The organism is Candidatus Symbiopectobacterium sp. 'North America', assembly GCF_015762685.1.
Classification (GTDB): Bacteria; Pseudomonadota; Gammaproteobacteria; order Enterobacterales; family Enterobacteriaceae; genus Symbiopectobacterium.
This window is the reverse complement of the sequence record NZ_PEHF01000095.1, coordinates 1-12,820: the sequence shown is the minus strand read 5'-3', so window position 1 is coordinate 12,820 and position 12,820 is coordinate 1. Positions and strand designations below refer to the sequence as shown.

The window sequence follows — 12,820 nt, the reverse complement described above, 5'->3', positions numbered from 1 at the left end:
AGTGTCCCATTGACCGGAAAAGCGTGCTGTAGACAAAACCGGTGATCCCTGCACGTGTGATCGCGAGCAGCCTTCTGAAGAGAAGGCGCAGACTGATGACAAAGTCACTTTACTCCTCGTCATCCTTGGCTTCCCTCTCGCCATCCTCGGCGAAAGCCGAGGATCTCTGTGAGAATAAACGCGTTTCTTCCGTAAGAGATTCCCGCCTTCGCGGGAATGACTGTTTTAGGTAAGTCAGTGATCATCTGTTATGCCTGACAGAGTGGCGGCAGGCAAGCATGCCAGTCCGTTATCTGCTGGTAAAGCATACCCAAATCCACCAGCGCCATACGCGCACCAACGGCAGCGGCAGAACCGCTGCTTGAGCCACCGGGGGTATGCGCCGGGTTCCAGGCATTGCCGGTCTTGGGCAGCGGGCAAACTCGGTGGTGGTCAGTTTCCCCAGCAGCAGGGCCCCCATGCCATCGAGCTTATCGATCACGCTTGCGTTTTCACTGGAGATATTACCCTCCAGCACCTTAGAGCCGCCTTCCGTCGGTAAACCGCGCGTGTGGAAGATATCCTTGGCACCGTAAGGGATACCAAACAGTGCGGACTTGCAGGCGATGGCCCCCATTTGTTGATCCAATTCCAGGGCGCGCTGGCGCGCCCCTTCTTTATCCAGATAGCGCCACGCCTTGATGTCGCAATCGCGTTGCTCGATACGCGCCAGAAAATGGCTCAACAACTCGCTTGGAGAAACCTTGCGCGCGGCCAGTTGCCGCCGGGTGGCGGCAATCGTGGCAAAGGGCGAGGCATCCAATATGGTTTTCATACCCAATATAGCGTTCATGCCTTGATGTCCTTGTTATGGCTTGGCAGCAAACTGACCGTCAACGATTTGCGTATAAGGCATATCCTGCGTGATGTTGCCGACAAATTTCTGAATATCGATCGCCGTGGTAAAGGCTTCTGGCGAAATGACAGCGTTGGCCGGATAGACGTTGCTGTCGATCATCCGCTGTACCGCCGCATCCAGCACGCTGCCGTCCAATGCCGCGAATTCCTGGCGCGCCACCTGTTTGGCAACATCGGGATTCTGATGAATAAACGCCAGAGATTCGTTGATGGTTTTCACGAAGCGCGCCACCAATTGCGGGTTGTCAGCAATCATTTTCTCTGAGGTATTGATGGTAGAGAATGCGTACTCAGGATAGTCGCGGGTGAAATCGTAAATCACTTTCAGCCCTTGCCCCACACCCTGATCCGCCTGCGGTTCATACACCACGGCGGCATCCGCACGGCCCGCTAACAATGGCCCCAACTCAGAACCGTTTTGCATTTCATTAATCGCCACATCCGTCTTCGGGTTTAGCCCGGTCTGGCCGAGCAGGCGCAGCAACAGCGTGTTAGAGGTTCCCGGGGCCAGCCCCACCACCACACGTTTGCCTTTCAAATCCGCCGGTGAGGTGAATTTGAAATCGGGCTTAGCCACAATCCATACTGGCGCGCTGTTGGCCACCGCGCTCACCGCCTTGGCCTTACCGCCTTTTTGCTGGGCGAACCCGACATGTTCAGGGCCATGTACGGAGAACTGCGCTTCACCGGACAGCACCGCCGCCAGCGCGGTCGGGCCTGAACCCGCCGAGCGAATCGACGTTACGTCTATCTGATTTTTTTCGAATAACCCTTGGTGTTTGGCAAAATATACCGGTAAGTACAACAAGTAGAGTGGAACGCCTCAGTCACCAGCACGCGATCGGGCTTGGCATCAGCCGCTGACGCATTGACAGAACCCGCTTTAAACAGCGCCGCGCACACCCATGCAACGATTTTATTCATCTCACTTTCCTTCTTAACCAGTTAAGGAACAACGGAACGGATACCACTAGCGATGTGTTTGCTGACGCTCCCAGGGCAGCAGCCAGCGTTGCAGTTGAACCACCTCCAGATAGAGCACGATGGCGACCACCAGCAACGTAAAGACACCGACCCACACCACATTGAGATTGAAAAGATTGCCTGCGACGAAAATCATTTTCCCCAGACCATAATCGGAAGAGATGAACTCGCCGCCGATGTCAGCAATCAGGGCAAAACCGATGTTTAGTCGGAAAGCGGCGATAATCCATGGCAGGGTAGACGACACCACCACCTTGCGGAAAATCTGGTTGCGATTGGCCCCAAGGGAGCGCATCAGGTTGACCTGACTATCATCAATCTGGTGCGTGCCCTGCCACGCCGAGAGCAGCGCCACGACATAGGTAGCGATAAAGGCCAGCGCAATTTTGGAAAACAGCCCGGAGCCGAACCAAATGATAATGATGGGGGCCAACGCAATCTTCGGCAGGCTGTTGAGCGCGATGAAAAACGGGTCGAGAATGCGCGCCAGCGTCGGTGTATGCCATAGCAATAGCCCGGGAACCGAGCAAGCTGCCCAGCACAAACCCGGTCACAGTGGCATACACCGTGACATAGGTGTTCTGCAACAGTTCACCGTTACCCACCAGGCGCACAAACTCCTGCCAGATCCCTGCCGGAGAGCCCATTAAGAATGCATTGACCACGCCGGCATTCACCCCGAGCTGCCACAACGCTACAATGCTGGCAAGCAGTAAGGCACGCCACCCATTGTCACGCAGTAGCGACAGCCAGCGCTTTCTGCGCTGACTTCCCTGAGGTGAACGACCCGAGGCCGTTTTATCAGTAACGACGACAGACTTGTTCATGCATGATCCCCCAGTTGGATATCCATATCAGCCCAGATCGCATCGAAGAAGGATTGGAACTCGGGATCTTTACGCGCGCCCATGGCGGAACCGTGCCGCTTGGCGAGGCCAATATCGTAGGTTTTCTTGTTCCAGGTTGGCCGCTGTGACATCACGGCAATGCGATCGGACATGTCAATGGCTTCACCAATGTTATGGGTGATCAACACCACGGTTTTGCCGTATTCGTTGAGGATCGTCAGGATCTCCTCTTCCAGCACCAGTCGGGTTTGGTAGTCCAGCGCCGAGAAAGGCTCGTCGAGCAGAATGATGTCAGGATCGATAACCAGCGTGCGGATCAACGCCGCGCGTTGACGCATCCCCCCCTGACAGCGTAGAGGGATAGGCATAAGCAAAATCGCCCAGTCCATACTTATCGAGGTAGGTCATCGCCCGCTCGTGGCGCTCTTTCTTCGGCATCTCGCTGATTTCCAGTCCGAGACAGACGTTATCCAGAATGGTGCGCCACGGAAACAGCAGGTCTTTTTGCAACATGTAACCCACTCGCCCTTTGCCGGGCATGGCGTAGTACGGTTCGAACACCTGAATTTCGCCCGCTGTCGAAGGCAGCAGCCCCGCGATAATGTTAAACATGGTGGTTTTGCCGCAACCGCTCGGCCCGACAATGCTGATAAATTTCTGGTGATAAATATCAAGGGAAATGTCTTTGATAACGTCGACTGCGTTATCGTCGCGATCTAAAAACTGTTTTTTTACGCCTTTCATGGCAATCGCCACCACGGGAGCGGCAGGATCGCCAGAAGGCATTTTTTCTCTTTCAGGTGAAAGGGTCATCATACACTCCTGACTAACGGTGTTTCCGACTGCCAAAACGCAAAGCCGGATAACAAGGATGTCGATTGCGCGCACTTCACCGTTCAATAACTTGTCAAACTTGTCTAATACGACAAACTTATCAAAATTGTCATTCCTTCCATCAGGTTGGCATCAGACCGCACCAGCAAACGAGTACACCGCTAGTCTCCCCCTTTCAGGCATAAAAAAAGCGTCTGCCTTTTAGGCAGACGCTCAGACTGCTGACAAAACCTATCAGCCTCTTCGTCGTCCTCGGCTGAGGCCGGGGACCTCTGACAGAATGAACACGTTTAGTCTGTAGGAAATTCCCGCCTTCGCGGGAATGACAGGGAGTATGTAGGAATGCGCGTGTTAGCTAGGTTTGTCAGCAACCTCAATAACCGACGGTAAAGCGCGATTTCAGGTGGTTGCCCTGCTCCAGTTCATCCACCAGCGCGACGGAAAAGTCACCCGCCGAAATAGCGCTATTGCCCGCCTCATCGACCAGCAGAGTATCTTTGCCCAGATGGAAGTGCCCGGTGCGCGGTCCCAGCATAAACAGCGCTGAAGGCGACAGGAATGACCATGACAGCTCATCGTGCTGGCGCAGCGCAGCCAGGAACTCAGCGCCTCGCGTGGCTTCCGGGCGATAAGCATCGGGGAAGTCTGGGGTATCCAGCAAGCGGGTGCCCGCCACTTCGAGCGAGCCTGCACCGCTCACCACCAGATAGCGTTTTACGCCCGACTGGCTGACGGCCTCAATCAGTTGCGACGGTTCGACCGCCTGAAAGCGTACCGCACTGATCGCAGCATCATGACCGCGCAGAGCGGCGCTTAATCCATCGCGATCGCTGACATCTAATGCCAGAGGCGTCACGGCGTCATGCTGTCGGATGGCGGTTGTGTTACGCGCAATCGCCGTTACCTGATGACCACGCGCCACCAACTCTTTCAGAATTTCGCTACCGGCCATGCCGGTTGCACCAATCAGGGCAACTTTCATCGTGTTCTCCGTAATCAGATCGTTTTACCAAGCTCATCGGTTGAGCTTGCCACTGACCTTAGTGTAAGACATCGCGTGAACAAGATAAGGCCTGATATCCGAGCAGCACTGTTGCAGCATTCGCACAAATATCCGGAATATGGTACGCGAATGCGGTTGGATTCGTACGAAAAAGGGAGCAATTCCGAGGCATCCCGGCAATCTATCAAACGAATAGCACCGGGATGATCGACCGTTAAAAGCGTATCAGTTGAAGGCCTGATTAAGCAGAATGGAGGTGATCACGCCCCTTGCCACCGAATTCAGTACGTAATTGCCGTCGATATAGCGCCACTGGTGGCCCGGCGGAGGGCTGGGCAGGCCATAGCCGCGCCAGTCACGCACCCAGTAGCGATCACCGCGGTACGGGCCAGGGATCGGATGCCCGGCACGAAAATCATAGCCACGCCAGCGGAAATGGTCGCGCCTGTCATCATAGCGCCCCCAACCGCCCCTTGGGCCATTATCCCAGCGCGGACCGTGCCCTCGCCCGCGATCCCAACCGGGGCCACCATTGCCGCGCGGGCCGCCATCCCAATGACGTCCCCCTTCGCCTCTCGGGCCTTCAGGACCGTGCGCATAAGCAAAGGAAGCAGAGAGTGGACCGAGAACCAGAGCGGTCATGACGAGCGTCAGAATGGTTTTGCGCATGTGCGTATCCTCAAGATAACGACGGTAGCCGCCGTTGCCGCTACTATACGCGCGAACATCTACTGTATTCCTAATTACACGGCGCCTGACGTGACTTTACATTGCTTAACGCTTTCCTCACTCAAGGCCCAATAGCAAAAAGCACGGCTAAAACGCAGAAATCAGCATCTGGGCTATATTCATTTCAGTTCTAAATCATCGTCGAATGTGATTTAGAACCTTATGGCTTACGTCGTAGATTATTTAGCATCGAACATTATATGACGTTCTCCACTACACGATAGGTAAACGCAATGAAAACACTTGCTTTAGCAGCATTCACTGGCGCACTGTTGATGGCGAGTACAGCAGCACAGGCACAAGACGATCTCAGCGCCATCAAGGCCCCTGGCGTACTCAAGATCGGTACAGAAGGCACCTATGCGCCTTACTCTTTCCATGATAAATCAGGAAAACTTCAGGGCTTCGATGTGGATATCGGCCGTGCTGTTGCTGAAAAATTGGGGGTAAAAGCCGAGTTTGTGGAAGGTCGCTGGGACGGTTTGATTGCCGGTGTGGACGCCAAGCGCTATGACGCGGTGATTAACCAGGTGGGTATCACTCAAGAGCGTCAGGCCAAATTTGATTTCTCCAAACCCTATATCGATTCCAAAGCGGTATTGGTGGTACGTAGCGACAACGATACCATCAAAAGCTTTGCTGACCTGAAAGGCCGTAAATCGGCACAGAGCCTGACCAGCAACTTCTCCAAACTGGCCAGCAGCCACGGTGCCGAAATTGTTCCCACCGACGGTTTTAACCAATCGCTGGAACTGGTGCTGAGTGGGCGTGCCGAAGCAACGTTGAATGACAATCTGTCATACCTGGACTTCAGCCGGATGCCAAGGTCAAAGTGGCAGCAACCACTGCTGAAGGTGATCCTTCAGGGATTCTGGTGCGCAAAAACCAGCCGGAACAGGTGGCCGCCTTGAACAAAGCGTTGGATGAAATCAAAGCGGACGGTACCTATAAAACGATAGCGGTGCGATACTTTGGGGAAGATGTTTCCCAATAATCGTCGTGTTCGAGGTCACTATTGATGCCACCATGGCTACAACTTATGGCAGAATCCTTCTGGAGTCTGCTTTCTGCTGGGTTACAGTTTACCGTTCCGCTCGCCATTCTCTCTTTTGTGCTCGGGCTAGCACTGGGCATTCTGGTGGCGTTGATCCGTCTCTATGGACCCAAGCCGCTGAAATGGTTGGCGGATTTTTACGTGTGGGTGATTCGCGGCACGCCGTTGCTGGTGCAGTTGTTTTTAATTTTCTATGGGCTACCTAATGCAGGCATCACGCTGGATGCCTTTCCAGCTGCACTGATTGGCTTCACGCTCAACGTGGGTGCCTACAGTTCGGAAATCGTGCGCGCAGCTATCCTTTCAGTGGCTAACGGTCAGTGGAATGCCGCGGCCTCGCTGGGTATGAATCGACGCCAGACGCTGCGCTGGGTGATTATTCCACAGTCGATTTTTGTCTCTATCCCGCCGCTCTCCAATACATTCATTTCGCTGATCAAAGACACCTCGCTCGCCGCCGTCATCACGGTCCCGGAGATGTTTTTGGCGGCACAGCGTATTGTTTCCGTCACCTACGAACCCTTGATCCTGTATGTGGAAGCAGCGCTGATCTATTTGCTGTTCAGCACAGTACTGAGCAAGCTGCAAACACGGCTCGAAACCTACTATCAACGCCACATTCCCCACTGATTTTGCTTCCCTGCCTCGCCTTGTGGCAGGTGGCTTTTCTCCGCGCAGTTCCTTCACCCAAAAGTGGGCACTTTGCACTCAAATAGCGCATCTTTTGCAGCAAAGTGCCATTTAAGTGCACCTCAACCGAATAAACCTTATCGCGACTCGGCAATTTTTCTATTTTCTTGTTATTTATCATAAAAATAAATTATTGGCATCGGTTTTGCTTAATCCTGTCACGGCACGCTACCGTCTGACAAAACAACGGTGCCGACAGACAGGAATGGTGCAGCCGGATGGCTGCTACCGCACAGCAACACACAACGACTGAGCTACATAGGATCATTATGAAAAGAATGCTACTTTCCACGCTGGTTGCCGGCGCATCCCTTTTCGCTGTCATCAATCAAACCCATACGGGTGCAACATTGGATGCCATTCAGAAAAAAGGATTTGTTCAGTGTGGTATCAGTGACGGCTTGCCTGGCTTCTCCTATGCAGATGCCAGCGGGAAATACTCCGGTATTGACGTAGACGTTTGCCGCGGCGTCGCTGCCGCCGTGTTTGGCGATGCCAGCAAAGTGAAATACACCCCGCTGACCGCTAAAGAGCGTTTCACCGCACTGCAATCTGGTGAAGTTTATATTCTGTCGCGTAACACCACCTGGACCTCTTCCCGTGACGCCGGGATGGGCATGCTGTTTACTGGCGTGACGTACTACGATGGTATCGGCTTCCTGACCCACAACAAAGCGGGCCTGACCAGCGCGAAAGAGCTCGACGGCGCAACCGTTTGTATTCAGGCCGGTACCGATACCGAACTGAACGTGGCGGATTACTTCAAAACCCACAACATGAAATACACCCCGGTCACTTTCGACCGCTCTGACGAAAGCGCCAAAGCGCTGGAGTCCGGCCGCTGCGATACCCTGGTGTCCGACCAGTCTCAACTGTACGCGCTGCGTATCAAGCTGAGCAAACCGGCTGAATTCATCGTATTACCGGAAGTTATCTCCAAAGAGCCGCTGGGACCGGTCGTACGTCGCGGTGATGAAGAGTGGTTCTCGATCGTACGTTGGACGCTGTTCGCCATGCTGAATGCGGAAGAAATGGGTGTGACCTCGAAGAACGTTGACGCGCTGGCCGCCAAGCTGACCACCCCGGACATGTCTCACCTGCTGGGTCACGTAGGCAACTACGGCAAAGATCTGAAACTGCCATCCGATTGGGCCTTCAAAATCATCAAGCAAGTCGGTAACTACGGTGAAATTTTCGAACGCAACGTCGGTATGGACAGCGAGCTGAAAATCAAACGTGGCCTGAATGAGCTGTGGAACAAAGGCGGTATCCAGTACGCACCAGCAGTGCGTTAATCGCTAACAGAAAACGGGTGCCGCGCCAGTGTGCGGCACCTCGGTATTCCCGCTTTTTCCGTGTTCCTGCTATTGAGGCACTCGCATGCAACAACGCCCAACCGTGAAACGTGATTTTTCACTATCAAATCCAGCGGTGCGCGCCTGGCTGTATCAACTTCTCGTCATCGTTATTGTGATTGCCGTGGCGGGTTATCTGTTGCACAACACCGTAACCAATCTGGCCCAGCGTGGTATTAACTGCGGCTTCGCGTTTCTGAATAACAGCGCAGGCTTCGGTATTGTTCAGCACCTTATCGACTACCAGCAGGGCGATACTTATGCCCGCGTGTTTCTGGTAGGGCTGCTCAACACGCTGCTGGTTTCAGCGCTCTGTATTGTTTTCGCTTCAGTGCTGGGCTTTATGCTCGGGCTGGCACGGCTCTCGGATAACTGGCTGTTACGCAAACTGTCCACGGTTTATATCGAAACGTTTCGTAATATCCCCCCGATTTTGCAGATCTTCTTCTGGTATTTTGCCGTACTGCGTAACCTTCCCGGTCCGCGCCAGGCGCTTAACACGCTTGATATTGCGTTCCTGAGTAACCGCTGTTTGTACCTTCCCGCCGGAGAATTTGGCCCCGGCGCGCTGGGCGCTCTCTTCGCGTTGCTCATTCCGTTGGTGGTCGGCTTTATTCTGTATCGGCGCAATAAACAGATTCACACTCTTACCGGACAATATCACCGCACCTGGCCTATCGTTCTGGCACTGTTGGTGGTACTCCTTGGCGTGAGCCACGCGCTGTTTGGTCCTGCACTGCACTGGGATATTCCGCAGTTGAAGGGGTTCAACTTCCAGGGCGGCATGGTGCTGATCCCGCAACTGGCGGCGTTGACGCTGGCGTTGTCGTTCTACACCTCTGCGTTTATCGCAGAGATTATCCGTTCCGGCATTCAGTCTGTCTCCTACGGGCAACATGAAGCGGCTCGCACCTTGGGGCTACCCAATCCGATCACGCTGCGTAAGGTGATTTTACCGCAGGAGCTGCGCGTCATCATCCCGCCGTTGACCAGCCAGTACCTGAATATCGTGAAGAACTCGTCGCTCGCCGCTGCGATTGGTTACCCGGATATGGTTTCCCTGTTTGCCGGCACCGTGCTCAACCAGACCGGTCAGGCGATTGAAACCATTGCTATTACCATGTCGGTATACCTGATTATCAGCCTGATCATCTCCCTGCTGGTGAACCTGTATAACCGCAAAATCGCGCTCGTAGAACTCTAGAGGCCGCTATGACGACATTGTCACAACCACAACCACACCGCCAGGCTCCGCTCTTTGCGCTGTGGCACTGGGCCAAAAAAAACCTGTTTTCCAGCATCCCAAACAGCCTGCTGACGCTGCTCTGCTTCTGGCTATTGTGGCACATTCTTCCACCGCTATTGAACTGGACGCTACTACAGGCGAACTGGGTCGGTGAAACCCGCGCTGACTGCACCCGCGACGGTGCCTGCTGGGTGTTTATTCAGGCACGTTTCGGCCACTTTATGTACGGGCTATACCCGGCGGAAGAGAGCTGGCGTATCAACTTTGCGCTGGTTTTAGGCTTACTCAGTATCCTGCCAATGTTCTGGCGTCGCATGCCGCGCCGTGGGCGCTATATCGCTATCTGGGCGGTGTGTTACCCATTATTGGCCTGGTGGCTGCTGTATGGTGGATTCGGTGGGCTAACGCGCGTAGAAACGCGCCAATGGGGCTGGGCTGACACTTACCCTGATCATCGCGGCGATTGGTATCGCAGGCGCATTGGCGTTAGGAAGACGTTCAACCATGCCAGTGGTGCGTATCCTGTGCGTGGTGTTTATCGAATTCTGGCGCAGCGTGCCGCTGATCACCGTGTTGTTTATGTCCTCGGTGATGCTGCCGCTGTTTCTCACCGAAGGCACCAGCATCGATAAACTGCTGCGCGCGCTGGTCGGCGTCATCCTGTTTCAGTCAGCCTATGTGGCAGAAGTGGTCAGAGGCGGGCTTCAGGCATTGCCGAAAGGTCAGTATGAAGCGTCCGCTGCATTAGGGCTGGACTACTGGCGTATGCAGGGGCTGGTCATCCTGCCTCAGGCGCTGAAGCTGGTCATTCCTGGTCTGGTGAATACCATCATCGCGCTGTTCAAGGACACCAGTCTGGTCATCATCATCGGCCTGTTCGATCTGTTCAGCAGTATTCAGCAGGCGACCGTTGACCCTACCTGGTTGGGGATGTCGACCGAAGGCTATGTTTTTGCTGCCATGATCTATTGGATCTTCTGTTTCAGCATGTCGCGCTACAGCCAGCATCTGGAAAAACGTTTTAACACCGGACACAAGTCACATTGAGGCTCTTATGAACCAGAACGCATTAAAATCTGATAACTATATGATCAAACTGGACAATGTGAACAAGTGGTATGGCCAATTCCACGTTCTGAAAAACATCAACCTGCACGTGAAGCACGGGGGAGCGCATTGTGCTGTGCGGGCCGTCTGGCTCTGGAAAATCGACGACGATTCGCTGCATCAATCACCTGGAAGAGCATCAGCAAGGCAAGATCATGGTTGATGGTACCGAATTGGATGGAGATTTGCGCAATATCGAGAAGATCCGTGCCGAAGTGGGGATAGTGTTTCAGCACTTTAACCTGTTCCCACACCTGACCGTGCTGCAAAACTGCACGCTGGCCCCATGCTGGGTGCGCCATATGCCGAAGAAAGAAGCGGAAGAACTGGCGATGCACTATCTGGAACGCGTGCGCATTGCCGCACATGCGCACAAGTTCCCAGGCCAGCTTTCCGGTGGGCACCAACAGCGCGTAGCGATTGCCCGCTCTCTGTGCATGAAGCCGAAAATTATGCTGTTCGATGAACCCACCTCAGCGCTTGATCCTGAAATGGTAAAGTAAGTGCTGGATACCATGCTCGGGTTGGCGCAAGACGGCATGACAATGCTGTGTGTAACACATGAAATGGGCTTCGCTAAAACGGTAGCCGACCGGGTGATCTTTATGGATCAGGGGAAAATTGTGGAACAGGCTGCGCCGGAAGAATTTTTCAGCAATCCACGTTCAGAACGTACACGTACCTTCCTGTCGCAGATCCTGCACTAATTGGTGTAACGGCCCGCGTCAGGCGTGGGCCGTTTACCGAATGCACACTATTTAAAGGTTGATACCCGCATCGGAAGATCTCATGTGCCCCCACTGCGGATATAACGACAGCGTCCGGTCTAGCTTTTAGCACTGTACACAAAGACTTTGCCATTCCATTGCCACGATTTGGTGGACCAGCAATCCCCCACGCTACGCCCGCGCATAATCCATACAATGGCACCATCCTGGTAGTCGTTGGAGACACCGACGTCAATCAGTTGTGCAGGGCGCTTCATCAGGTTATCCACCAACCAGAATTTGGAGCCCCCGTTATAAGGAGCCATCCAGCAAGGCGCGATGACCAGGGACTGCGTTTTATTCAAGCGAGCAATCTGCCAGGGCAAATGGTCACTGTTAAGTTGATCGTCGGTGCAGTCGAAAGCATCATCCCCTACCAGGGTTTTCATCAGCGGTGGTTTGAACCGTGCTAATTCCTGTGCGGTCATGTCGCGTGCCGCCTGGTCTGTGACGGGCGCTTTAATAATCACCGGTGCAGCAATCGGTGCTTTAACGTTGAAATCACCCTTTGTGCCGGTTTTATAGATCGCGCCGCGCGTACCTATTCTTCCCTGAACCCTATCCATTTGCAGCAATACGGCGCTGGATCCTGCATTAGAAAGGGGATACTCGGCCAGCTTATCTTTAAACACAATCGGCTTATCACGACGCAGCGCTCGAAGAAAAACAGCATACTGCGTCGCATTCATACGCCAACGGATCTTGGTTCTATCAGAGGCCTACTGCAACACACCCAGTATACGACCATCAATGATCAATTGCGGCGCACCACGTGTCGCCAGCACCTCATCGTCACCCAACCCATCGCTCAGCATTACCCAATTATCCACCGGCGTGCCAGCGCCAGCTTTACGCGTTAATAAGACGCTAACACCAAATGTCACACTGTCGGGAGAATAGCCCGACACACGACAAGTCAGCGTGTTATTACACACCAAATCCCATTCTTTATGGGTGAAATACACGGAATCATAGTTGGCGACAGCCGAGGATATCGTAAGAAGCAGGGCAAAAAACAGGCCAGCACAGAGCCCCTGCCGAGACGTGACGTGAAACCGATAAGCAGTATTCATCACTGGAATTCCTTTCCAACGCATGAAGATAGATTTAAACAAAACAAAAAACCCTCCGTCTTTCGACGGAAGGTTTTTTGTCTATCTGGCAGGGGCGGAGAGACTCGAACTCCCAACACCCGGTTTTGGAGACCGGAGCTCTACCAATTGAACTACGCCCCTAAATAGGGTGGCGGAACGGACGGGACTCGAACCCGCGACCCCCTGCGTGACAGGCAGGTATTCTAACCGAC

10 protein-coding genes, 1 tRNA gene and 5 pseudogenes are annotated in these 12,820 nt (G+C 53.8%); 6 read left to right on the top strand and 10 right to left on the bottom strand.

Annotated features, from left to right (window positions below; translation table 11 throughout):
- Positions 1-248 precede the first annotated feature (248 nt).
- From CS369_RS24720 to CS369_RS19910, 8 genes and pseudogenes are all read right to left on the bottom strand, one after another.
- Complete coding sequence (locus tag CS369_RS24720) at positions 249-413, bottom strand: amidase family protein (RefSeq protein WP_280514836.1); 165 nt, start codon at positions 411-413, stop codon at positions 249-251.
- Positions 414-475: 62 nt separating this feature from the next.
- Positions 476-814: pseudogene (locus CS369_RS24715) on the bottom strand (amidase family protein); the annotation flags it as partial.
- A 33-nt stretch (positions 815-847) separates the two neighbouring features.
- Positions 848-1,702 (bottom strand): ABC transporter substrate-binding protein, encoded by an 855-nt coding sequence (locus CS369_RS19935; protein ID WP_244665128.1) that lies wholly within the window; start codon positions 1,700-1,702, stop codon positions 848-850.
- 165 nt (positions 1,703-1,867) lie between these two features.
- Positions 1,868-2,425 (bottom strand): ABC transporter permease, encoded by a 558-nt coding sequence (locus tag CS369_RS19930; protein ID WP_244665127.1) that lies wholly within the window; start codon positions 2,423-2,425, stop codon positions 1,868-1,870.
- Positions 2,426-2,704: 279 nt separating this feature from the next.
- Entirely contained in the window at positions 2,705-3,067 is a 363-nt protein-coding gene (locus CS369_RS19925; protein WP_196908417.1) for a hypothetical protein, read from the bottom strand.
- Positions 3,021-3,545 (bottom strand): ATP-binding cassette domain-containing protein, encoded by a 525-nt coding sequence (locus tag CS369_RS19920; RefSeq protein WP_196908416.1) that lies wholly within the window; start codon positions 3,543-3,545, stop codon positions 3,021-3,023. The genes CS369_RS19925 and CS369_RS19920 overlap by 47 nt, the downstream gene beginning before the upstream one ends.
- A 391-nt stretch (positions 3,546-3,936) precedes the next feature.
- Entirely contained in the window at positions 3,937-4,545 is a 609-nt protein-coding gene (locus CS369_RS19915; protein ID WP_196908415.1) for an NAD(P)-dependent oxidoreductase, read from the bottom strand.
- 246 nt (positions 4,546-4,791) lie between these two features.
- Positions 4,792-5,235: an RcnB family protein gene (locus CS369_RS19910; RefSeq protein WP_196908414.1), complete on the bottom strand. Its 444-nt coding sequence runs from the start codon at positions 5,233-5,235 to the stop codon at positions 4,792-4,794.
- 293 nt (positions 5,236-5,528) lie between these two features.
- Here CS369_RS19910 and CS369_RS19905 point away from each other — a divergent pair.
- From CS369_RS19905 to CS369_RS19880, 6 genes and pseudogenes are all read left to right on the top strand, one after another.
- Positions 5,529-6,289: pseudogene (locus tag CS369_RS19905) on the top strand (amino acid ABC transporter substrate-binding protein).
- 24 nt (positions 6,290-6,313) lie between these two features.
- Positions 6,314-6,979: an amino acid ABC transporter permease gene (locus CS369_RS19900; protein ID WP_196908413.1), complete on the top strand. Its 666-nt coding sequence runs from the start codon at positions 6,314-6,316 to the stop codon at positions 6,977-6,979.
- A gap of 329 nt (positions 6,980-7,308) precedes the next feature.
- The gene (locus tag CS369_RS19895; RefSeq protein WP_196908412.1) at positions 7,309-8,334 is read left to right on the top strand and encodes an amino acid ABC transporter substrate-binding protein; all 1,026 of its coding nucleotides are present in this window, start codon (positions 7,309-7,311) and stop codon (positions 8,332-8,334) included.
- Between the two features lie 85 nt (positions 8,335-8,419).
- Positions 8,420-9,598 carry an amino acid ABC transporter permease gene (locus CS369_RS19890; RefSeq protein ID WP_196908411.1) on the top strand — a complete coding sequence of 393 codons (1,179 nt, stop codon included), beginning with the start codon at positions 8,420-8,422 and terminating at the stop codon, positions 9,596-9,598.
- Between the two features lie 8 nt (positions 9,599-9,606).
- Positions 9,607-10,687: pseudogene (locus tag CS369_RS19885) on the top strand (amino acid ABC transporter permease).
- Between the two features lie 7 nt (positions 10,688-10,694).
- A pseudogene (locus CS369_RS19880) lies at positions 10,695-11,454 on the top strand (amino acid ABC transporter ATP-binding protein).
- A gap of 119 nt (positions 11,455-11,573) precedes the next feature.
- On the opposite strand, the pseudogene CS369_RS24105 reads toward CS369_RS19880, so the two are convergent.
- A pseudogene (locus CS369_RS24105) lies at positions 11,574-12,587 on the bottom strand (DUF1176 domain-containing protein).
- Between the two features lie 86 nt (positions 12,588-12,673).
- A tRNA-Trp gene (locus CS369_RS19865) sits at positions 12,674-12,749 on the bottom strand.
- Positions 12,750-12,820: the final 71 nt, after the last annotated feature.

Coding starts and splice junctions, on each gene's coding strand:
- CS369_RS19890 (WP_196908411.1), top strand. CDS start 8,420: ATGCAACAACGCCCAACCGTGAAACGTGATTTTTCACTATCAAATCCA.
- CS369_RS19925 (WP_196908417.1), bottom strand. CDS start 3,067: ATGCGTCAACGCGCGGCGTTGATCCGCACGCTGGTTATCGATCCTGAC.
- CS369_RS19915 (WP_196908415.1), bottom strand. CDS start 4,545: ATGAAAGTTGCCCTGATTGGTGCAACCGGCATGGCCGGTAGCGAAATT.
- CS369_RS19910 (WP_196908414.1), bottom strand. CDS start 5,235: ATGCGCAAAACCATTCTGACGCTCGTCATGACCGCTCTGGTTCTCGGT.
- CS369_RS19920 (WP_196908416.1), bottom strand. CDS start 3,545: ATGATGACCCTTTCACCTGAAAGAGAAAAAATGCCTTCTGGCGATCCT.
- CS369_RS19895 (WP_196908412.1), top strand. CDS start 7,309: ATGAAAAGAATGCTACTTTCCACGCTGGTTGCCGGCGCATCCCTTTTC.
- CS369_RS19900 (WP_196908413.1), top strand. CDS start 6,314: ATGCCACCATGGCTACAACTTATGGCAGAATCCTTCTGGAGTCTGCTT.